At 32.8% G+C, this 22,621-nt stretch carries 24 protein-coding genes; 5 read left to right on the top strand and 19 right to left on the bottom strand.

The features are described 5' to 3' along the window. Positions 1-101: 101 nt before the first annotated feature. The 14 genes from ACREVX_RS10490 to ACREVX_RS10425 all read right to left on the bottom strand — a co-directional run bounded on the left by ACREVX_RS10490 (position 102) and on the right by ACREVX_RS10425 (position 12,725). Entirely contained in the window at positions 102-983 is an 882-nt protein-coding gene (locus ACREVX_RS10490) for a DegV family protein (RefSeq protein ID WP_431544126.1), read from the bottom strand. 132 nt (positions 984-1,115) lie between these two features. Continuing rightward, entirely contained in the window at positions 1,116-2,069 is a 954-nt protein-coding gene (locus ACREVX_RS10485) for an acetyl-CoA carboxylase carboxyltransferase subunit alpha (protein ID WP_431544125.1), read from the bottom strand. 43 nt (positions 2,070-2,112) lie between these two features. Continuing rightward, a complete protein-coding gene (gene accD, locus ACREVX_RS10480) occupies positions 2,113-2,973 on the bottom strand; it encodes an acetyl-CoA carboxylase, carboxyltransferase subunit beta (protein WP_431544124.1) in 861 nt (286 codons plus the stop codon). 118 nt (positions 2,974-3,091) lie between these two features. After that, entirely contained in the window at positions 3,092-4,438 is a 1,347-nt protein-coding gene (locus ACREVX_RS10475) for an acetyl-CoA carboxylase biotin carboxylase subunit (protein WP_431544123.1), read from the bottom strand. Positions 4,439-4,489: 51 nt separating this feature from the next. Further along, positions 4,490-4,936, bottom strand: a complete 447-nt coding sequence (fabZ, locus tag ACREVX_RS10470) for a 3-hydroxyacyl-ACP dehydratase FabZ (protein ID WP_431544122.1) — start codon at positions 4,934-4,936, stop codon at positions 4,490-4,492. Between the two features lie 69 nt (positions 4,937-5,005). After that, a complete protein-coding gene (gene accB, locus ACREVX_RS10465) occupies positions 5,006-5,524 on the bottom strand; it encodes an acetyl-CoA carboxylase biotin carboxyl carrier protein (protein ID WP_431544121.1) in 519 nt (172 codons plus the stop codon). A gap of 2 nt (positions 5,525-5,526) precedes the next feature. After that, complete coding sequence (gene fabF, locus ACREVX_RS10460) at positions 5,527-6,768, bottom strand: beta-ketoacyl-ACP synthase II (RefSeq protein WP_431544120.1); 1,242 nt, start codon at positions 6,766-6,768, stop codon at positions 5,527-5,529. Between the two features lie 126 nt (positions 6,769-6,894). Then, positions 6,895-7,635: a 3-oxoacyl-[acyl-carrier-protein] reductase gene (gene fabG, locus ACREVX_RS10455; RefSeq protein ID WP_431544119.1), complete on the bottom strand. Its 741-nt coding sequence runs from the start codon at positions 7,633-7,635 to the stop codon at positions 6,895-6,897. Between the two features lie 77 nt (positions 7,636-7,712). Further along, positions 7,713-8,648, bottom strand: a complete 936-nt coding sequence (gene fabD / locus ACREVX_RS10450) for an ACP S-malonyltransferase (protein ID WP_431544118.1) — start codon at positions 8,646-8,648, stop codon at positions 7,713-7,715. Between the two features lie 67 nt (positions 8,649-8,715). Next, on the bottom strand, positions 8,716-9,648 hold the full coding sequence (gene fabK / locus ACREVX_RS10445; protein WP_431544117.1) for an enoyl-[acyl-carrier-protein] reductase FabK: 933 nt from the start codon (positions 9,646-9,648) through the stop codon (positions 8,716-8,718). Between the two features lie 170 nt (positions 9,649-9,818). Continuing rightward, positions 9,819-10,049 carry an acyl carrier protein gene (gene acpP / locus ACREVX_RS10440; RefSeq protein WP_431544116.1) on the bottom strand — a complete coding sequence of 77 codons (231 nt, stop codon included), beginning with the start codon at positions 10,047-10,049 and terminating at the stop codon, positions 9,819-9,821. A gap of 20 nt (positions 10,050-10,069) precedes the next feature. Next, positions 10,070-11,053 carry a beta-ketoacyl-ACP synthase III gene (locus ACREVX_RS10435; protein WP_431544115.1) on the bottom strand — a complete coding sequence of 328 codons (984 nt, stop codon included), beginning with the start codon at positions 11,051-11,053 and terminating at the stop codon, positions 10,070-10,072. 23 nt (positions 11,054-11,076) lie between these two features. After that, entirely contained in the window at positions 11,077-11,523 is a 447-nt protein-coding gene (locus tag ACREVX_RS10430) for a MarR family winged helix-turn-helix transcriptional regulator (RefSeq protein ID WP_431544114.1), read from the bottom strand. 128 nt (positions 11,524-11,651) lie between these two features. Then, entirely contained in the window at positions 11,652-12,725 is a 1,074-nt protein-coding gene (locus tag ACREVX_RS10425) for an NAD(P)H-dependent flavin oxidoreductase (RefSeq protein WP_431544113.1), read from the bottom strand. A 335-nt stretch (positions 12,726-13,060) separates the two neighbouring features. On the opposite strand from ACREVX_RS10425, the gene ACREVX_RS10420 reads away from it, so the two are divergent. Next, positions 13,061-13,555, top strand: coding sequence for a TspO/MBR family protein (locus ACREVX_RS10420; RefSeq protein WP_431544112.1), 495 nt, complete (start codon positions 13,061-13,063; stop codon positions 13,553-13,555). On the opposite strand, the gene ACREVX_RS10415 is transcribed toward ACREVX_RS10420, so the two are convergent. Further along, on the bottom strand, positions 13,552-13,998 hold the full coding sequence (locus tag ACREVX_RS10415) for a staygreen family protein (RefSeq protein ID WP_431544111.1): 447 nt from the start codon (positions 13,996-13,998) through the stop codon (positions 13,552-13,554). The genes ACREVX_RS10420 and ACREVX_RS10415 overlap by 4 nt on opposite strands. A gap of 157 nt (positions 13,999-14,155) precedes the next feature. On the opposite strand from ACREVX_RS10415, the gene ACREVX_RS10410 reads away from it, so the two are divergent. Together ACREVX_RS10410 and ACREVX_RS10405 are read left to right on the top strand one after the other, a co-directional pair. Beyond that, a complete protein-coding gene (locus ACREVX_RS10410; protein ID WP_431544110.1) occupies positions 14,156-14,797 on the top strand; it encodes a tRNA-uridine aminocarboxypropyltransferase in 642 nt (213 codons plus the stop codon). A 105-nt stretch (positions 14,798-14,902) separates the two neighbouring features. Next, positions 14,903-15,802: a radical SAM/SPASM domain-containing protein gene (locus ACREVX_RS10405; RefSeq protein WP_431544109.1), complete on the top strand. Its 900-nt coding sequence runs from the start codon at positions 14,903-14,905 to the stop codon at positions 15,800-15,802. 73 nt (positions 15,803-15,875) lie between these two features. Here ACREVX_RS10405 and ACREVX_RS10400 read toward each other — a convergent pair whose 3' ends face one another. Continuing rightward, positions 15,876-18,716 (bottom strand): YhgE/Pip domain-containing protein, encoded by a 2,841-nt coding sequence (locus ACREVX_RS10400; RefSeq protein ID WP_431544108.1) that lies wholly within the window; start codon positions 18,714-18,716, stop codon positions 15,876-15,878. 179 nt (positions 18,717-18,895) lie between these two features. Further along, positions 18,896-19,459 carry a TetR/AcrR family transcriptional regulator gene (locus ACREVX_RS10395; protein ID WP_431544107.1) on the bottom strand — a complete coding sequence of 188 codons (564 nt, stop codon included), beginning with the start codon at positions 19,457-19,459 and terminating at the stop codon, positions 18,896-18,898. 306 nt (positions 19,460-19,765) lie between these two features. On the opposite strand from ACREVX_RS10395, the gene ACREVX_RS10390 reads away from it, so the two are divergent. Continuing rightward, positions 19,766-20,410 carry an undecaprenyl diphosphate synthase family protein gene (locus tag ACREVX_RS10390; RefSeq protein WP_431544106.1) on the top strand — a complete coding sequence of 215 codons (645 nt, stop codon included), beginning with the start codon at positions 19,766-19,768 and terminating at the stop codon, positions 20,408-20,410. A 242-nt stretch (positions 20,411-20,652) separates the two neighbouring features. Then, the gene (locus ACREVX_RS10385) at positions 20,653-20,820 is read left to right on the top strand and encodes a uracil-DNA glycosylase (RefSeq protein WP_431544105.1); all 168 of its coding nucleotides are present in this window, start codon (positions 20,653-20,655) and stop codon (positions 20,818-20,820) included. Between the two features lie 87 nt (positions 20,821-20,907). Here the strand turns inward: ACREVX_RS10385 and ACREVX_RS10380 are convergent, their stop codons facing one another. Together ACREVX_RS10380 and ACREVX_RS10375 are read right to left on the bottom strand one after the other, a co-directional pair. Further along, entirely contained in the window at positions 20,908-21,123 is a 216-nt protein-coding gene (locus ACREVX_RS10380; RefSeq protein WP_431544104.1) for a hypothetical protein, read from the bottom strand. A gap of 125 nt (positions 21,124-21,248) precedes the next feature. Then, positions 21,249-22,448 (bottom strand): peptidoglycan DD-metalloendopeptidase family protein, encoded by a 1,200-nt coding sequence (locus tag ACREVX_RS10375; RefSeq protein ID WP_431544103.1) that lies wholly within the window; start codon positions 22,446-22,448, stop codon positions 21,249-21,251. Between the last annotated feature and the right edge of the window lie 173 nt (positions 22,449-22,621).

Here is a 22,621-nt window from a genome sequence, read left to right as displayed (position 1 = left end):
ATCTTCCTTTTGATTTATTTAAATAAGTATCTATTAACTATGACTTAAAATTATTATGTTAACTTATTATTGCAATTTTACCTTTTTATATACTTAAGCCATTATCTTTCATCTGCCATAAAAAACAACCCTAACATTTCCGGTCCTGTATGTGATCCAATAGCTGTACCAACATAACTTAAAATAACATCTTTAACATTTCCATGCTGGCGAACCATCGCCTCTAAAACTAATGCATCTTCGATACAATCCCCATGACCTATTGCAATAACTTGCTCTTTACTTGCATCTGTTTTTTCATTGAACTTTTGAGCCAACGTACTTATTGCCTTTCTTCTTCCTCTACATTTAGTAAAAGGAGTAAGTTTTCCTTCGTCGTCTATAAATAAAACGGGTTTTATATTTAACAATGTACCAACGGTTGCAGCAGAACTTGATATTCTTCCACCTCTTTTTAAATGGTTTAAATCATTAACAGTGAACCAATGATTTATCTTAAGTTTATTCCCCTCAAGCCACGTAACTATTTCTTCTTTAGTTTTTCCTTTTTTTAACATTTCATAAGCGTAATGAACTAAAAGTCCTTGTCCAAGACTTGCACATTTACTGTCAACTATACTTATATCTGCCTCTGGAAATTCTTCTAGTACAGTTCCTCTTGCTATGTTGGCACTATTTATAGTTCCTGTTAATGCCGAAGACATGACAATATATATAATAGACTTATTTTCCATAACATGTTTTTTAAATACCTCTACATATCTTTCACTATTTATCTGTGATGTAGTTGGCATTTCTCCTTGCCTTATAGCATCATAAAAATCTTTGCGTTCAAAGTTTTCTCCAAAATCGTCCTCTATTACTTGGCCTTTAAAATTACATATAAGACCTATGGGCACAATGCTATCTTGTTTAATATACTCTAAAGGTAAATCACAGCCTGAATCTATTACTAAAATCGTACCATTATATGTTTTGCTCATAACTTAATTCCCCTTTGCCATTATCCTAAATATTATTCCTATCTCCTATTATGTATGATTTTTATGTACAGTTCAATACCAAAAAAAAGAAAAGTATATATACTTCTCTTAACCATTGAAAAATAGAAAATATTAATTACTCTGCACACTTCCAATTTTTCTAAATTTATAATATCTTTTTGTAAGTAAAGACTCTATAGGTTCCCGTTTTAATCTAGTTATAGATTCTTCTAAATTACGTTTAATCCTTGCTGCCATCTCCTCTACATTAGTGTGTGCACCACCAAGAGGTTCTTTTATAATTCTATCTATTATTCCAAAATTACTTAAATCCTGAGCTGTTATCTTCATTTTAATAGCTGCTTCTTTAGCACGAGTAGCATCCTTGTACAATATACTAGCAAACCCCTCTGGTGATAAAATAGAATAAATTGCATGTTCAAGCATCCAAACTTCATCTGCTACGGCCATAGCAAGTGCTCCACCACTTCCACCTTCTCCTATAACAATTGATATTATTGGCGTTTTTAATGTTGACATGTACATAAGATTTCTAGCAATTGCCTCACCTTGACCTCTTTCTTCTGCATCTATGCCACAATATGCTCCCGGAGTATCTACAAAACAAATAACAGGCCTATTGAATTTTTCTGCCTGTTTCATAAGCCTTAAAGTTTTTCTATATCCTTCTGGACTAGGCATTCCAAAGTTTCTCTTTATATTTTCCTTTGTGTTATTTCCCTTTTGCTGAGCTATAACAGTTACAGAAGTGCCATTAAACTCTGCAATCCCACCTACAATAGCAGCATCATCTCCATAATACCTATCACCATGAAGTTCCATAAAGTTATCAAAAATTTTATTTATATAATCAAGAGCGGTAGGACGTTCCACAAGCCTTGCAATGCTTACTTTATCCCAAGCAGTTAAATTTTTATAGGCTTCCTTTTGCATATTGTAGAGCTTAATTTCCATCTGTCTTATTTCTTTTGCTAAATCCATATTCTGATCTTCTGCTAAATTTTTTAGTTCGTCTATTTTACTTTTAAGTTCATACATGTTTTTTTCAAAAGGTAAAGTTACCATAAAATTTCACTCCCTATGTGTTACTTTTGTCTTTCTCTTGACGTTATAAATGAACTTTTAATATCTGAGCTAAAACACTCTTCATGTCTTTTCTATCCACTACTTTATCTATAAAACCCTTCTCGAGTAAAAATTCAGCTCTTTGGAATCCCTCAGGTAATTCTTGCTTTAACGTTTGCTCTATAACTCTTTTACCTGCAAACCCTATTAATGCATTGGGCTCTGCTAGTATTATATCTCCAAGCATAGCAAAACTTGCTGTAACCCCACCTGTAGTTGGATCTGTAAGCACAGTTATATAAAGACACCCTTTATCGTTATGCCTAGCAATAGCAGCACTAGTTTTAGCCATCTGCATAAGAGAAAATATACCCTCTTGCATCCTAGCTCCACCTGATGCCGTAAATATAATAATTGGTTTATTCTCCTGCGTTGCTTTTTCTATAACTCTCGTAATTTTCTCTCCAACGGCGCATCCCATACTCCCCATCATAAAAGTACTATCCATAACTGCAATTAACGTGTCTAACCCATTAATCTTTCCTTCTCCAGTTATTACAGCTTCATTTAATGAAGTTTTATCCCGAATACCTTGTAGTTTCTCACTGTATCCTTCAAAATCTATAGGATTTTCCGAAATTATAAACTCATCATGTTCTATAAAAGTCCCGTTATCTATAGTATAATTTATTCTTTCTCTAGATCCAACTCTAAAATGGGTTCTGCAATTTGCACAGGTCATTATATTGATTTCTAAATCCTTATTATAAAGAATTTCACCACAGGTTTTACATTTAACCCACATTCCAGATGGTATATTAGGCTTTTTCTCACCATCATCATCTGATAAATTTTTAACCTCAATATATTTGTTCTTTTTAAATATATGGTTAAACTCAAACATATAGTTACCCCTTTCTAAAAACATACCATCGCTACAATTTATAACATCCTAAGTAAAGTTTTATACTCATAGTATAAAACTTTTATCAAATAAATTCCAGCATGCATTTAGATACTTTTTAAATGTTTTTAAATTCCTTGCTAATAAAACTAGTATCAAATTTTCCTTTGATAAATTTTTCATTGTTTATTATTTTAAATTGAAAATCTATATTGGTGTCAACGCCTTCTATTATGAACTCTCCTAATGCACTTCTCATTTTACATAACGCTTCGCCGCGATCTTTGCCATGTACAATTAATTTTGCTATCATGGAGTCATAAGTATGTGGTATTTTGTATCCTTGATAAGCTGCACTATCAATTCTCACTCCGTATCCACCTGGAATATGAATTGATTTTATAACACCTGGACAAGGCATGAAATTTTTATTAGGATTTTCTGCATTTATTCTACATTCAATAGCATGACCCTGTATTTTTATATCCTCCTGTTTATAAGGAAGTACCTGACCTGATGCTATTTTTATTTGCGCTTTAACTAAATCAATTCCAGTTACCATTTCAGTTATTCCGTGTTCCACCTGTATTCGAGTATTCATTTCCATAAAATAGTACTTGTTATGCTTATCTAATAAAAACTCTATAGTCCCTGCATTTTTATAATTAATAGATTTAGCCGCTTTAACTGCAACCTCACCCATCTGTTTTCTAAGTTCTGGAGTCATTACTACTCCTGGTGCCTCTTCTATTACCTTTTGATTCCGCCTTTGAATAGAACAATCTCTCTCACCAAGGTGAATAACATTCCCATGCTCATCTGCAAGTATCTGGAACTCTATATGTCTGGGCTCTTCTATAAACTTTTCCATGTACATTGTGTCATCACCAAATGATGTTTTTGCCTCTGCTTTAGCAGTATTGTAAGCGGAAATTAACTCTTCTACCGCATTAACAACTCTAATTCCACGTCCACCACCGCCTGCTGATGCTTTTATCATTACAGGGTAGCCTATCTTTAGAGCCTCACTTAATGCCTCTTCTTCACTTGCAATTTCTCCACCAGAACCAGGAACTACTGGTACTCCAGCATTTATCATCATTTCTCTTGCTTTTAACTTATTCCCCATGTTTTCAATATTACTTGAATCTGGTCCTATATATTTTATATTACATTCTTCACACATTTGTGCAAACTTACTATTCTCAGATAAAAATCCAAAACCAGGATGAATTGCTTCTGCACCTGTAAGCACAGTAGCGCTTAAAATATTCTGCATATTTAGATAACTATCCTTGGATTTAGCGGGCCCTATACATACAGCTTCGTCAGCCATTTGAGTATGAAGAGCATCTTTATCTATATCTGAATATACTGCAACAGTTTGAATACCCATTTCATTACAAGCACGAATTATTCTTACTGCTATTTCGCCTCTATTCGCAATTAATATCTTCTTAAACATATTGTTTACCATCCCCACACTTAAAATTATTTACTAAAGTGTTTTTAGTTTTTATATTCCTACTGCAAATGTAAGTTCAGCTTGTGCAACGCGAGCTCCATTTACACTTGCTACTGCTAGACCGATTCCAACTGGTCCCTTCATTTTAATTATCTCTACCTCAAGTTTTAGTACATCACCTGGAACAACTTTTTTTCTAAATTTAGCTTTATTAATACCTCCGAAATAGGCTATTTTACCTTTATAGTCTTCCATACTTAGGAGTGCAACTGCCCCAACTTGCGCTAAAGCTTCAATAATTATTACGCCTGGTAGTATAGGTTCCTCTGGAAAATGTCCCTGGAAAAAATACTCATTCATAGAAACATTCTTATATCCAACAGCTCTTATGCCTGGCTCTAATTCCTCCACTTTATCCACGAACAAAAATGGATATCTATGAGGAATAATCTCTTGAATTTGTTTTATATCTAAAGTAGTCTTTTTTATTTCTTCCATGTTGTTACCTCCATCTTATAAGTAACTGAATTAGTAGACTTAAAACGATTTTAACCTCGCTTAATTCTACTAGTTTTCAATTATTTTGAATAACGGCTGTCCGTACTCTACCATATCTTCATTAGAAACTAATACTTCCACAATTTCTCCATCTACTTCACTTTCAATTTCATTCATAAGCTTCATAGCTTCTAAAATACAAAGTGTATCTCCTATTTTAACCTTCGAACCAACTTTCACAAAATTCTTAAGTTCAGAACTTGGAGCAGAATACATAGTTCCAACAATAGGTGATTTAACTACGAATACATTTTCATCTGGTGTTATCTTAGAAGAATCCTCTGTAGTTTTTGCTATCTCATTTTCTAATTTTTGTACATATACTTCGTTTGTTTCCGTATTTTCCCTAACTTGTGATCCTTGATTAGCTAATGCTTGTGGCGCATTATTAGGTGCTGCTTTTTCGATAACCACTTGTTGCTCTTTTTTATCCATCTTTATTTTGATTCCTTCTGTCTCAATTTCAAAAGAAGTAAGAGTGGAATCACTAACAGTTTTTATTAATTCTTGAATTTTTATATAATCCATAATTATTTACCATCCCATTTTTTTAATAATATAGTAGCATTATGACCACCAAAACCTAAAGAATTAGACATCGCATATTTAAGCTCCTCGGTTCTTCCTACGTTTGGAACATAATCCAAATCACAGTCTTCATCTGGCACCTTATATCCTATTGTTGCGGGTACAAATCCTTCTTCTAACGCTTTAGCACATACTATAGCTTCTATTGCCCCTGCTGCTCCTAATAAATGCCCTGTCATGGACTTTGTTGAACTTATTGGAACCTTATATGCGTATTCTCCAAAAGCAACTTTTATAGCTGTGGTTTCAAACTTATCATTAACCTTAGTACTGGTACCATGTGCATTAATGTAAGATACTTCTTCTGCCTTTATATCTGCCTCTTTAAGCGCCATTACCATCGATCTTGCTGCGCCTTCTCCTGTTGGTGATGGTGAAGTTATATGATATGCATCGCAAGTTGTTCCATATCCACTAACCTCTGCATAAATCTTTGCATTTCTATTTTGAGCATGCTCTAAAGATTCAAGTATAACTATACCTGCACCGTCTCCCATAATAAAACCATCTCTCTCTTTATCAAAAGGAATTGATGCTCTTAAAGGATCTTCACTTTTGCTTAAAGCTGTTAGTGACGCAAAACCCGCTAAAGCAAGTGGAGATATTGATGCTTCTGCTCCTCCAGCTATTATTATGTCTGCTCTTGAATCTTGGATCATATGAAAAGCATCTCCTATTGCATTAGTTCCTGTAGCACAAGCAGTAACTACGCTAGAACACATACCTTTAGCCCCGTACTTTATTGCAATGTTTCCAGCTGCCATATTACCAATTATCATAGGTATTAAGTAAGGTGTTACTCTACTTGGTCCCTTTTCCATAAGCTTTGTATGTTCTCTCTCAATAGTACCAATTCCACCTATTCCTGAACCAACTATTACAGCTATTTTTTCACTATCCTCTGCTTCTAAATCTAGTCCAGAATTTTTAATTGCTTCATCAGCTGCAACCATTGCATATTGACAATATTTATCCATTTTCCTAGCTTCTCTTTTATCTAGTGCTACTGTCACATCAAAATCCTTAACCTCAGCTGCTAGCTTACATTTAAAATTCGTAATATCAAAAGACTTAATTACATCAACACCACAAGTACCTTTTTTTATATTATCCCAAAAATTAATTACATCATTTCCTATAGGAGTAACTGCTCCCATACCTGTTATAACAACTCTATTTTTCATAAAGTAAACCCTCCTTTAATTATCACCTAAAGGTGCAGTGCACATTAAGATGTACCTCGCCTTTATATGCGCCATCGCCTATAGGTGATGAATCATCTATAGATAATGCATAAGCTATTTTTAAGGTTACATTACCATTCCGCCATCAACATTTATAACTTGACCTGTTATGTATGAAGCTTCCTCCGACGCCAAAAATGCTACTACATTTGCTACATCTTCTGGCATGCCAAGTCTCTTTAATGGAATAGTGCTCATTATAGCATCCTTTGCCTTCTCAGGTAAAGCCTGCGTCATATCTGTTTGAATATATCCTGGCGCTACTGCATTACAAGTAACTCCCCGTGCTGCAAGTTCTCTAGCAACAGACTTTGTCATACCTATTATGCCCGCCTTCGCAGATGAGTAATTTACTTGACCTGCATTTCCTGTTAGTCCTGACACTGAGGATATATTTATTATCCTTCCACTTCTTTGTTTAAGCATTATGGATGATACATGCCTAGTGCAGTTAAAAGAACCCTTAAGGTTAGTATTTATAACACTATCAAAGTCTTCTTCTTTCATTCTCATTAAAAGACCATCTTTTGTTATTCCAGCATTATTAACTAGAATATCTAAACCTCCAAATTCTTCAACACATTTTTTCATCATCTTTTCTACGTCGCTATAATTACTTATATCAGCCTGAACTGCTAACGCCTTAACCCCTAAAGCTTCTATTTCTTTAACTACATCAATCACTGCATCTTCACTTTTTCTATAGTTAACAACTATATTTGCTCCAAGTTTTGCTAGTTTTACAGCTATAGCCCTTCCTATTCCACGACTAGCTCCTGTAACTACTGCTGTTTTCCCTTTTAACATAAATTTGCGCTCCTTTACATCCTTCATAGTCTCCTAATCAGTTGCACTGCTTAATCAGTTGCACTGCTTAATCAGTCCTACTTCTTAAGAATTTCTACTGCTTTAGCTAAAGATGCCATATCTTCTATATTAATCACTGTAAGTTTTCTATCTATTTTCTTAACAAATCCGCAAAGCACCTTACCTGGTCCTATCTCTACAAAAGTATCAACACCATCTTTTATCATATTTCTTATAATTGTTTCCCATAAAACAGAACTCATAACTTGAAGTTTTAAATTACCTTTAATGTCATCCATACTTTTTACATAATCACCATTTACATTTGTCATTACTGGAATAGCCATATCTTCAAGATTTATATTTTCAAGTTCAACCTCTAATTTTTCTGCTGCTGGTTTTAACATAGAACAATGGAAGGGTGCACTTACAGATAAAAGAATAGCTCGCCCAGCACCTTTTTCTTTAGCCTTTTCGCAAGCTAGTTCTACCGCGGCTATTTCCCCGGCAATTACTATTTGTCCCGGGCAGTTTAAATTAGCAATTTCAACTATCCCAGCGTCTTTAGCTTCGTTACAAGCATCCTTAACTAAACTCGCTTCAAGCCCCATTATAGCTGCCATAGTTCCTACTCCTACAGGTACTGCTTCTTGCATAAATCTTCCACGCTTTTTAACAAGTTTTATTGCATCTTTAAAATCCATAGCACCACTACAAACAAGTGCTGAGTACTCTCCAAGACTAAGTCCTGCAGTTACATCACATTTAATACCATATTTTTTTAATGCCATAAGCGCAGCTATGGAGGTTGCAAGAATAGCTGGTTGAGTATTCTCAGTAATATTCAGCTGCTGGGTTTCACCCTCAAAACAAAGTTTACTTAATTCAAAATTAAGTTCTTTATCTGCTATGTTAAATATATCTTTACATTCATCTATATTTTCATATAATTCCTTGCCCATCCCAATATATTGGGCTCCCTGACCGGGAAAAATAAAAGCAATTTTACTCATAATTTCCCTCCTTAAATATGTTAAATCATCTCCTGTGGAGCTGCGGTTTTCATTATTATTATTATTTTTATTTCAATTTTATAATTGCGTCTTCTGCCTGCGTAAACATCTCTTCTATAATTTCCTTGCAACTTTGTTCTTTCTTTACAAGACCTGCTATTTGGCCTGCAAGAATAGATCCCATTTCAATATCGCCTTCTTTTGCTGCCCTTTGTAAGCATCCTCGACCAAGTTCCTCTAAAGTTTCTACTGAAACATTTTCCTTTTCAAGCTTTTGAAACTGTCTTGATAATTTATTTTTTAAAACTCTAACAGGGTGACCTGTAGGTCTTCCTGTAACCACTGAATCTATATCTTTTGCGGATAATATTTTCTTTTTATAATTCTCATGTATTGTACATTCATTTGCTACTAAAAATCTTGTTCCTACTTGAACTCCTTGAACACCAAGCATAAATGCTGCTGCAACTCCTCGTCCGTCGCCTATTCCACCTGCTGCAATTACCGGTATACTAACTCCATCAACAACTTGAGGTACAAGTGCCATAGTTGTAAGTTCACCAATATGTCCTCCAGATTCACAGCCTTCTGCAATCACTGCATCTGCTCCAGCTCTCTCCATACGTTTAGCTAGAGCAACTGATGCCACTACTGGTATTACTTTAATTCCATGTGACTTCCAAAGCTCCATATATTTACCTGGGTTTCCTGCCCCTGTAGTAACTACTTTAACGCCTTCTTCACATACAAGATGTGCAATTTCCTCAGCATTTTCACTTAAAAGCATTATGTTAACACCAAAAGGTTTATCTGTTAACTCCTTTGCTTTTCTAATTTCATCTCTTATATAATCAGTTGGTGCATTTGCTGCAGCTATTATACCTAGCCCCCCTGCATTTGATACTGCTGACGCTAAGCTACTGTCCGCAACCCAAGCCATTCCACCTTGTATTATTGGGTATTTTACACCTAAATCTTCAAAAAAAACGGAATTAAACATTTTACCCCTCCTCATTCCTTAAATACATATAGTTAGAGTCAGATAATTATAAAAAAAAGTATATATTACGCGGAATAGAATCGATGTAATATATACTTTTTAATTTACCGGAAAGTAAATATTTATATACCACTACCCGGCTCTCTAATTATCTAACCCTTTAATTACTATTATTTTAATTTTTCTTCTATATAGTGTACAATTCCTTTTACATCTTTGATGTTTTCTATATCTTCGTTAGGTATTTCAATCTCAAATGCTTCTTCAAGTGACATTACTATTTCAAATATTTCAAGAGAATCTACCCCTAAATCATCTGCAAATTTTGCATCCATTTTAACCTCTGCCTCGTCTATTCCTAATTGTTCAACTATTACATCTTTAACTTTCTTAAATACCATTAATAATTCCTCCTAAAATTTTATTTGCTAATTGTCCATTCTATTAATGAAGCTCCGTAGGTTAATCCACCACCAAAGCCTACAAGTATAATTTTATCTCCAGCTGTAAGTAAATCCTTTTTATTCATTTCATCCATTGCTATAGCTATACTTGCTGCTGATGTATTACCATATTTATCTAGATTAACGAAAAACTTATCTTTATCAGCCTTCAATTTTCTAACTACAAAATCTATAATTCTGAAATTTGCCTGATGACAAACAACATATTTAATATCTTCAAGTGTGCAATTATTTTCTTTTAAAATTCCTCTTATACTACTTGCAATAGTTTTTACTGCAAATTTAAAAATCTCTTTGCCATCCATGCTTATCGTTGATTTGAAGTTTTCATTCCCCTTTGTAAAAGTGTTTTTTACATCTACTGTAGGGCAAGTTAAAACTCCACCTTTTTTACCTTCTGAAGCTGAAGATATAGAAATAATACCTTTTTTTGTACCTGCCTCAAGTACTGCAGCTCCTGCACCATCTCCAAAAAGTATACAAGTGTTTCTATCTGTCCAATCAACAATTTTTGATAATACCTCAGCACCTATTACAAGCGCTCTCTTGCGCTCTCCTGTTCTAAGAAATTGCATTGCTATGTTAAGTGCAAATATAAAACCTGTGCACGCTGCTGATATGTCAAAGGCCATAGCATTAACTGCTCCAATATTCCCTTGAACTATGCATGCAGTAGCTGGAACAAATTGATCAGGTGATGTACTTGCAAGAATTATCAAATCTATGTCTTCAGGTTTAATGCCTGAATCTTTTAACGCGAAAAGAGCAGCTTTTGTTGCTAAATCAGAGGTATTTTCACCTTGTGATATGTGTCTCTCCTTGATACCTGTCATAGAGACTATCCATTCATCTGAAGTATCTACAATTTCTGCTAATTGCTGATTAGTCATTATGTTTAGAGGAACATAACTTCCTGTACCAATTATCTGTACTTCGTTCATTATTTAATTCCCCCTTTTTAACCTTATAATCTATACTTTTCTTTAAAAAAATTATTTAATTTTTCAAGAGATTTTATTAATATTTCTTCTTCTTGTTTATTTAGGCCATCTATAGTTGCATGCACCATATGAGAATGAAATGTATCATGTATTCTATAGGCGAGCTTTCCCTTTCTTGTAAGCGCGATCATTACTGATCTTCTATCCTCTTCTCCCCTTTTTCTATCCACATACCCTTTTTTCAAAAGTTTGTTGATAGCAGTTGTAAGAGTCCCTACTGTGATTTTAAGCCCTTGAGCTACTTGCGACATTGTTCTGCACCCATACATTCCTATTTCATAAATAGTATGTATTTCAGTTATGGAGATGTCTTTAAGTACTCCTTCTTTAAGTGCCCTCTGCTCTATTTGTAATATATCACTAAAGGTCTCTACTAAAAGTTCATTAACAACTCCAATAGATCTGCTCATGTTTATCACCATTTCCTATATTTCAATTTCATATACTTTGATAATCAAAGTATATCTATGGAATTGTTATTTGTCAATAAATTTACCATAAATATACATTAATTTGTTTATTTATGCTTGCCTTAATCTTATAAATTAAGTTCTGCCTCTTGCACTAGTTCATTCATAAGTTCTTTAACTGAAACAATTTTTTCTACTCTGTAGGCATTGCTCCCCACAAAAATAAGCCCTTTGTCTAAATTGCCTTTTACTGCTTGTATTAGCGCTTCTGTAATACAATAAGGTGTTGTTTTAGGATTACAATCCTTTATGCATAAATAACATTTGCTTACCTTGCAGCCTTCATCTGATACAATTTTCATAAAATTATTATTTATAGCTCTGCCTGGCATACCTACAGGACTTTTCACAATCTTTATATCATCTTTTTTTGAATTAATATAAGCCATTTTAAACTCTAAACTAGCATCACACTCATTTGTTGCCACAAATCTTGTAGCTATTTGTACTCCAGCTGCGCCAAGTTTTATAAGCTCTGCAATGTCCGCTCCTGTATAAACTCCACCAGCAGCTACTACAGGAATTTTTTTATTATACTTTTCTTCAAAAGGCTTAATTGCCTCAATAACTTCTATAACTATTTGCTTTAAATCTTGAGTTTTCTTTTCCACCAATGCTTCCATAGAGAAACCAAGATGTCCACCAGCTTCAGGACCTTCAACAACAATTAAATCTGCGGCACAATTGTTTTTTCTATCCCACATTTTTGATATAACTGTAGCTGCTTTTGCCGATGATACTATTGGCGCAAGCTTTGTTTTGAAACCTTTAGCTACTTTAGGTAGATTAAGTGCAAGTCCTGCGCCAGATATTATTAAATCAATTCCTTCTTCTAGAGCAACCATTGTTAGTTCATCATAATTATTCATAGCTACCATAATATTTATTCCAATTATTCCCTTAGGGCTTAATTCTCTTGCGCGTCTAATTTCATCCCTTAATGCTCTTTTATTTGCCTGCTTTGCATTAACTTCGAAATCTTCTTCTTTAAATCCGATTTGAGCAGTTGATATTATCCCAATTCCGCCTTCATTTGCAACCGCTGATGCAAGACCTGAAAGGGATACACCTACCCCCATACCGCCTTGGATTATAGGAATACTTGCAGTTAATTCTCCAATTTTTAAAGGAGGTAACTTCATAATTATCCTCTCCCTTTACTTTAATTTTCAACTAGTTTGATAGTCAAAGTATATATATTTTTATATTTTATGTCAAGACAAAATAATCTTACAACTATTTATACTAATCCACCAATATTATAGTTATTTATTTACATACTTTTTAGTATTTACTAAGTTATTAAAATTATTTATATATTCTTTACATCTTAATATAATATTTAAGTTTTATGCAAAAATTATTATATAAAATCTCTTTAGTTATAAAATAACTCCTTAATAAATATATTGTAGATATATTTATTAAGGAGTTACAATAAACTTTATTAAGAATAATTTTAAAAAGAGGGATAAATATGTTTAATATTTTTAAAGTAGACGGTAAAAAAAGTGTTGTTACTCTTATTGTTAGTGTTTTACTCGCACAAGGTGTAGGTTTTCTAAGTACTTATTTAAGCACTAATTCTCAAAGTACTTATGAAAAGTTTAATAAACCTTTCTTTTCACCTCCTGCATGGGTTTTCCCCGTAGTATGGACAATACTATTCTTTTTAATGGCTATCGCGGCTTATAGAATTTGGATGAAGGGTAAATCTGGCGCAGATAATCGCAAAGCATTAATCTTGTACGGATCTCAATTATTTTTAAATTTTCTTTGGACAATTATATTCTTTAGATTTAGACTATATGCAATAGCTTTTCTAGAACTGCTTCTATTATTAATATACATTCTATTAACTACTTTTGAATTTTATACGTTAGATAAACCTTCCGCATTCCTTATGGTTCCATATATTGCTTGGGTATCTTTTGCTGGAGTTTTAAATTATGCTATATGGATCATGAATTAATTGTAATCTGATGGCGTGCCCCAGAATTCTATGCGATTAAACATAGGATAAACAGAATTAAATTTTATATAAATAGGTGCTTTGTCTAAATATGGATTTGCTATGAAAAATTTTCTGTCTCCATATTTAATAGCCTGTAATGCCAGTGGTAATTCTTTAACAAAAATATTATTACGAACCGCTGACATTACTGGGTTCTTTTCTTTATCCACCATAACACTAGCCATAAGTACATACTCATTATAGATAATTCTCCATTCTGCAAAAACTTCATCCCTCATGTTGCTTATTTTTTCATAATCGTATTTTAGTGCAATAGTCAAAAATAACTCTCCCGTAATATCTGAATGAGTAAGAGTATATTTTCTAGGTATAATTGGTTGTGTAGCACCTGTATCCATTCCAAAATTAACCTGCAACTTTTCAGTGTTTAATCTTTTCAAATACTTCCTCCCACAATATAAATTTAATATATATTATATGAAGTTAAATGTTATTATGTTCTCTCTTCTTAAGTTTAATATCGTTGATAATAGTATTTCATGGTAATATAATGTATATCTACATAATTTTAAATTCAAAGGATTAAAAGGAGGAATTATGAACTCAAATTATAAAATAAAACAAATAACAAGTTTATATGATAGTTGTAATAAGTGCGGGCTTCCTATTATAAATTGCATTTGTGCCAAAGCGCCGAAAATAAAGACTGAGGCAAAAATTTGGATTCTATCTACCCAAAAAGAATTTTATAGAGCCTCTAATACTGCAAGGTTACTAACGATAATTAATCCACTTTCAACAGAAATATTTCTTTGGGAAAGAACTAAGATACCCGAAGCGTTAATATCAAATTTTAAAAATGAAATCTACGATATATTTTTACTTTTCCCAATAGAAAGTTATGAGACAAAGAACCGAAAAGTTGAATATAAAAGTACAAATAAAATCCCTGTATTCATTATCATAGACGGTACATGGAAGGAAGCGCGGAAAATAATTAGAAAAAGTACTTATTTAGATAATCTACCAATTATTTCATTAGAGCCAAATTTCAAGTCTAGATATGATTTAAGAAGAGGTGCACAGGCTGGTAATTTATGCACAATAGAAGCGGCTATAGAAGTATTAAAACTAAATGGAGAAATTGATAATTATCAAATAGTAAATAAGTTTTATGATCTATTTTTAAAAAGCTATAAGGCAGGTTCAAGTGGTCATAAAATTTCTAATCAAAATTAAAAGGTGCCTTATCATATGATTTAATGACATAGTTTAATTTTTTATATGATACAATCTACATATCTGTTATTATAAGAATATTATTATGATTGGAGTATATAACATATGAAAAAATTTAAAAAAATTTACATAGAAATTACAGATGTATGTAATCTCGCTTGCAGTTTTTGCCCACAAACAAATAGGACCTCTGAGTTTATGAGTTTAGAGACCTTTAGCGCAATCCTCGTCCAAATAAAACCTTTTACTGACTATATATATTTACATGTTAAAGGAGAACCACTTCTTCACCCAAATTTAGACAAATTTCTTGATTTAAGTTACGAAAAAGGTTTTAAAGTTAACATAACTACCAATGGAACTCTGGCCAGAAAAGTTAGTAGCAAAATAATGCTCAAACCTTCACTAAGACAAATCAACTTTTCCTTGCATAGTTTTGATGGGAATGAAGGTACTTCTAATAAGAATGAATACATTAATGAGATCCTTTCCTTTATTAAAGAATCTATAGATAAAACCGATACCTTATTTTCTCTACGACTATGGAATTTAGATAATGACAATGCTACAAATCTTAAAGCTAACAAAAATCATGAATTGCTTTCTATAATTGAAAAAGCTTTCAACCTAACTTATAAAATATATGAAGAAATAGTGCCCGGTAAAGGCATTAAAATTTGTGATAAAGTCTATTTAAACCAAGATTCGCAGTTCCAGTGGCCGGCTTTAATAGAACCTGAAGACAATAGCCCCGGCTTTTGTTATGGCCTTAGAAATCAAGTGGCCATATTAGTAGATGGGACAGTTGTTCCTTGCTGCCTGGATGGTGAGGGAATCATTAGCCTAGGCAATATTCATCAAACTGATTTTTCACAAATAATTGAAAGTGACAGGTCAAATAACATCTTTGATGGTTTTTCAAGAAGAGAAGTCGTTGAGGAGTTATGCAGAAAGTGTGGCTATCGAAAGAAATTTAATGATATATCACAAGGAACTCATATTTAAATATTCAATTTAATAAAACACACGTCAATTTACAAAATTGACGTGTGTTTTATTAATTATTTTACCATATGCATTATACAGTAATATTTGATGCTGCATCTTTTCTATCTTGTATGAATTTTTGTGCCTTATCAGCATGACCCTTCATTAGAATAGATATAAATAAGAAGATAAATAATATTAATGCAAGTACTGTTACGTCTTTTGTAAATACTCCATAATCAGCACCTGCTATTACTTCTCTTAATCCAGATACTGCATAGGTAAATGGCATAAATGGATTTAAAACTTTAAACAATCCAGGTACAATTTCTATTGGGAATGTACCTGCGCAAGAAGTAAGTTGAAGAATTAATAATATAATTGACAATAATCTTCCTACTTGTCCAAGCAAGAATACCAAACATTGAATAATTGCAATAAACACAAATGATAGTAGAATATTAAATAAGAAATATAACACTACATTATTTGGTCTAAGACCCAGTACCATTACTGCCCCACTTGCAAGCATCGCTTGCATAAAACCTATAGCACCATAAGATAAGAATTTACCTGCCACTACAGAAGCTGGGCTTGCTGTAATATCTTCATCTACCTTATCTGTAATTACGAAGAACATCATTAAAGCTCCTACCCATAATGATAGAGGAATGAAATATGGAGTAAATCCTTCACCGTAAGTTTTAACAGGATTTATTGGTTCTTGATCAATTACTACAGGCTGTGCAAATGTAGCTGCCATAGTTTTACTATCATTTTTAAGACTACCGCTAAGGTCTTTGTATCCATCTACTGTCTTTTCATTAAGTTCTTTAGAACCTTCTGATAACTTTAAAACTCCATCATCTAATTTACTGGCGCCAATATATAATTTATTCACGCCATCTTTTAACGATGGTAATTGTCCATTTAAAGTACTTATCCCTTGAGATATTCGAGCCGAACCATCATTGAGTTTTGATGCTGCATCTTCTAGAGATGGCATCTTTTGATTAAGTCGCAAAAGTCCTTCTGATAAAGTTCCTGAACCTACAGCAAGTTTCTCTGTTCCCTGCGTTAGATCTGGAATTTTATCATTAAGCTCTACTAGACCTCCCGATAAAGCTTCTGAACCTGTAGCAAGCTTTGTCGATCCTTGTGTTAATGCTGGCATTTTATTATTAAGCTCATCTAACCCTTTTGCTAAAGCTCCTGAACCTGCAGTAAGCTTTGCCACACCTTGCGTTAAATCCGGCATTTTATTACTAATTTGTGAAAATCCATCTCCAAATTCGGCATTCATAGAAGAATATAACTTGTCTAAACCTCCACTAATTTGAGCTGCTACTCCCGCAGCGCTACTCGTTTTTTCTGCAAAACTTCCAGCCCCTGCTGAATACTGCTCTGCACCTTGTGCAAATTCTGCCGAACCATTAACAAATCCCAATGATCCCGCCTCTAATTGCTTAGACCCTTCTGCTACTCCATGTGCACCCGCTTGAAGTTCTTCCATCATCGCTTGGTTGTTTTTATTTGTAGCCGCATTATTTAAGGAATTTATTGTGGCTAAAGCGCCTTGCATGTTTACATCATTTTTCGCATCAGGATTAGCTTCTAGAAACGCTCCAATTTGATCCTGCGCTTGTTTTAGCCCTGTTTGAGATGTTTTACTATTGTCTACTAAAGCATCTACTCCCCCAGCAACATTTGCACTCGCAATTTTAAGATTGCTTATGCCATCTTTCATTTGAACATATCCTGCATTAAGTTGATCAGAACCCTGCTTTAATCTAGTTGCTGACTCATTTAACTTAACTGCTCCATCTTTAGTTGCTCCAAGAGCTACAGCAAACTTTGCTGCCCCATCTTTAAGTTGCCTAGTTGAAGGTACTATTTGATTTTTATATGCATCATTAAGCTTTCGCATACCTTTACCTATATCTGGTACTTGGTTATTAAGTGCCACTAGCCCATTATTTAATTGACCCGCACCACCATTAAGTTTTCCCACACCTGTTGCCATTGCTGGTAATTGGTTATTAAGTGCCACTAGTCCATTATTCAATTGATCTGCTCCACTATTAAGCTTTCGCACACCTGTCGCCATAGTTGGTACTTGCTTATTAAGCCCTAATAATCCATTGTTTAACTGATTTGCGCCGCTACTTAGCATGCCTACTCCACTCGCCATTTCCGGTACTTGATTTTTAAGAGACCCCAATTTGCTAGTTAATGTAGTAGAACCAGCTAGTAATTTCTCTACACCATCCGATAATTCTGGAAGTTTATTGTTAAGCTGCTTTGTGCCAACCTCTAACTGACTCGTACCATCTTTAGCTGTAACCAAGCCATCAGCTAACTGCTCTGTTCCATCAGAAGCAGCTTTCATACCACCCTTAATTACATATAAACTATCAAACACCGCTGCTGTGTATTCCTTAGACATACTTTTAGTTAGTTCTGATTTAAGTTGATCTAAGACCTTACCATTAATTTGTGCCGCTAGAAAATTTTTCTTTTCATTTGCACTATACAATATAGTCGCTTGTTCTGGTTTGCCTTTTGTAGCGCTTAAAGCATTTGTTGAAAAATTCTGAGGAATTACAAACATAGCATAATAATCTTTACCCCTAACTCCATCTTCAGCTTGCTGTTTTTTAACAAATTTCCATCCAACAGCTCCCTTGCTTTTAAGGTTTTTTACCAAATCTTGCCCATAATTAACCTTTAATCCATCTTTTGTACTTCCTTTATCAAGATTTACTACGGCAACTGGCATATCCTTGATTCTTGCATATGGGTCCCAAAATGCAGCAAGATAAAGTAAACTATACAAAAGTGGTACTATAATAATTGCTATTACTGATACTCGTATAAATCTATTTCTAAATATGCTTGAAATATCTCTTTGAGCTACTTTTAAAAAATTCATATTATCACCTTTTCCTTTATACAAATTATTTATTATAAGAATTTTAATAAACATAATTTCTCGACTGACTGGTCAGTATACATTTATTTTACCTTATTTTAATATAAAGTCAACAGTTTTTTTAACAAAAAAGTAATAAGGTAATTCTATAATTTAGAATTACCTTATTACTTTTCATTTTATTTTATTCCATTTAATAAGTGTTCCATGAAATTATCTGTAATTTCATCTAATTTCATACTATCATTTTTTACAACATTATAAACTCCAACCGATGCTAGGGCTCCAAAATATGTATATGTTAAAAAAGAAGAATCACATTTTTTTATGGTTCCTTCCTCCATAGCCTTAATTAAGAACTTTTCAATATCTTCCATATACACCTTTAATAATTCTCTGAGTTCAAAGTGTCTTATTTTCCCTCCCCATACTTGACTCATTATAACCTTAAATAAGTCTCTATTTTCGTATACTAATTTTAACTGATCCCTACTTAATTCCCTTAATTTGAAATTATAGTCGCCATCCCCTGTATTAATGCTTTCTATTTGCTGCCTTAGCAAACTTACTCCCTCAGTGATTATGTATTTAAAAACCTCATCCTTACTTTTAAAGTAATAGTATACTGTACCTTTAGCAACTCCTGCACTTGCTGAAATCTCGTCCATAGTAGCTCCATCGTATCCATTAGTTGAAAAAATTTTAATTGCTGACTGAAATATAGATCTTTTTGTTTTATTCATAAACACACCTCAACTTATTAAAAAAATTTTCTTATGTTATCCATTAATTTTAAGAAGCTCAAAATAAGATTATATTTTAAACACCTTAAACAATGTTTTACTAATATTATACTATATAACTATATATTAAAAGCATTTTGAAACATTATTCTACATAATGATAAATCTAAGAGTTAACTAATAAGCTAATTTATAACTTAATAAGAATAAATTATTAACAATTTCACAAAATAATGGATTAATGTATTAATAGTGGATATACTATGATTTATAAGTTATAAAAATTCACAATTAAAGGGTGATAAAATGAGAGTTCCAAATCATATCGGAGTAATCCCCGATGGAAATAGAAGATGGTCCCTAGATAAAGGTTTATCAAAAGACAAGGGCTATACCTTTGGCCTAGATCCTGGTTTGTCTTTATATAAGCTTTGCAAAGATGCTGGTGTAAAAGAGATGACCTATTATGGGTTTACTACTGATAACACAAAAAGACCATTCCTTCAAAGGGTAGCTTTTGTTAAAGCATGCGTGGATGCAGTAAAACTTTTAAGTACACAGGATGCTGAGCTTCTAGTAGTTGGGAATACTAACTCACCTATGTTTCCTAAAGAACTACTTCCTTTCACCACTCGGAAAACTTTTGGAAAGGGTGGTATGAAGCTAAATTTTCTTGTTAATTATGGTTGGGAATGGGATCTAAGTAATTTAGATCAAAACAAAAGCAGTAAAAGGAGCAATATATTTGATTGTATAAAAACTAATGATATTTCTAGAGTAGATTTAATTATTCGTTGGGGTGGAAGAAGGCGTCTTAGTGGATTTTTGCCACTACAATCCATATATTCCGACTTTTATGTTATAGATGATTATTGGCCCGATTTTAAACCCGAGCATTTATCAGATGCTTTAAATTGGTATAATGAACAAGATATAACCTTAGGTGGTTAAATCATCTCCTGCGGAGCTGAACTCATCTCCTGCGGAGCTGAACTCATCTCCTGCGGAGCTGAAATATCCTTTATCACTTTCAAGAAAATAACTAGCAATTCTGCTAGTTTATTTTTTTTAGTATTCAAAGCTATAATTTTATTGTTTTAAATAGATATAGGTTTAAAATAACTTATATCTATTTTTTTACACACTAAAATATGTTAATATTTAATTAATTATATTTTTTAAAGGAGTTTGATATGGCAAGCGAAGGAATAAATTGCTCTAAATGCATACATTACTATATTACTTGGGATTCATCTTTCCCTAGAGGTTGCAAATTGTATGGCTTTAAAACCAAGAATATTCCTTCCATACTAGTGAAACAATCATCCGGTATATCATGTGGTAATTTTACGCCGAAATAATAGTAACAATTTTTGACCGTAATTACTTAAATAAGGCATATAACTAGAAAATTCGATCTAGTTATATGCCTGGTAAATCCCTATATATTAGTCTATAACCCTTCCATTATCCTGAGTTACCTCGCTGGCATAAGACTGGATTTCTTCTTGCCTTATGGTTCCATCATCATTAATTCCTGTAACTATTGTAGGTATATTTACAAGTTTACTATCTACACCCTCAATTTTAACATACCTATCTAATCCATTTTTAAGTTTTTCATATTCATCATTTCCAAGTTCTCTACCCTTCATCATTTTCAAAATTCATCTCTCCTTTAAAATGTAATGCATTGTATATGCAAAAATATATAATTGTTAGCCTAAAATAATTTTCACCACAATATAATTTTGCTGAAAAGAGATGTTTTTTATTCATATATTTATTTTTATTTAATATATTCCTGAGGATTTATAGGAACATCATTTTCTCTCACCTCAAAATGTAGGTGTGGACCCGTACTATTACCTGTACTTCCTACTTCTCCTATTTTAGCGCCTCTACTTACTGTTTCACCTTTTTTTACTGTGATAACACTACAATGTGCATATATAGTTTCTATGCCATCTCCGTGATCAATCTTTATTACGTTACCATATCCAGTCTCCCACCCTGCATAACTTACATTACCATCTAATGCAGTACTTATAGGTTCTCCAAAACTGGCTGCTATATCGATTCCTTTATGCATTTTCCCCCAGCGCTGTCCAAAGGGTGAACTTATACTGCCTCTTGATGGACTATTTATAGATGATGCCACAAGTGTTGTATTTTTTTTGGTTCCAACTGATACCATTTTATTCTGCACTTGTTTTGTAATTTGTGAGGATAAAATTTCCTGGGAAACAACTTTATTATTAATAGATGTTATAATCTTGCTAACTTTTTTTGTTCCAGAGGCGCCTTCATGGATTGTTTTATTAACGCCACTCATTAATTCACTTGAGGATGTCATAATTGTTTTAGGCAACACCTCTTGGTCTTTAACTATATTAGCAACTATTTTGACACCCATAAGTGGTGTTTGTAATTTATCGTTATATTCAATTACTTCGCGTACTATTTCAGAACTTTCGTATAGATCTCCAGTTTTAACCTTAACACTTTCATAACTGATTTTATTTTCTATATTAACTGACTTAATACCACTTGGCTTAATTGTCTTCGAATAATAATGTTTTATACTAGTCAAAATTTCTTTACCTTGATTTTCGCTGGAAACGTATGCTATTTTTCTACTATCAGATTTCATTTCAAGTGCATCTACAACTATGTCAAATTTCTTAAGCATTATTTTTTTAAGTTCACTTTCATTTGTAAACATAATATCATCATCTACTTTTACTTTATCTAAAGTAAAATCGTTAGTCATAACTACATTGCTATATTTAAGTTTAAGTTCATTTTGTAGTTCCTTATATGTTTCATTAAACCCTGACTTACTTTTTACAAAAGTTATTGCATTACTTTCTATAGACACTTTATAACCATAATACCTATAATCATTAAAATATAATATAGTAACTGTAATTATAAGAGTTATCACTACAATACACATATTAATTTTACTTAGTTTTAATTTATTCAAATTAATACCTCCTTCACTACTTACTTAATATTCCCTTTATACCAAATAATAAACATTTTTTAAGTATTTCTTTTCTCCCTACCTTTAACTATATGGTATAATGTAGTTTGAATAATAAATTTTTATAGACTAAAATCTTAAGTATAATTTATGATAAACATTACATAGATAAA

Source organism: Clostridium sp. (genome assembly GCF_050717545.1).
Lineage (GTDB): Bacteria > Bacillota > Clostridia > Clostridiales > Clostridiaceae > Clostridium_AD.
The sequence above is the reverse complement of the archived record's forward strand: the minus strand, read 5'-3'. Positions and strand labels throughout refer to the sequence as shown.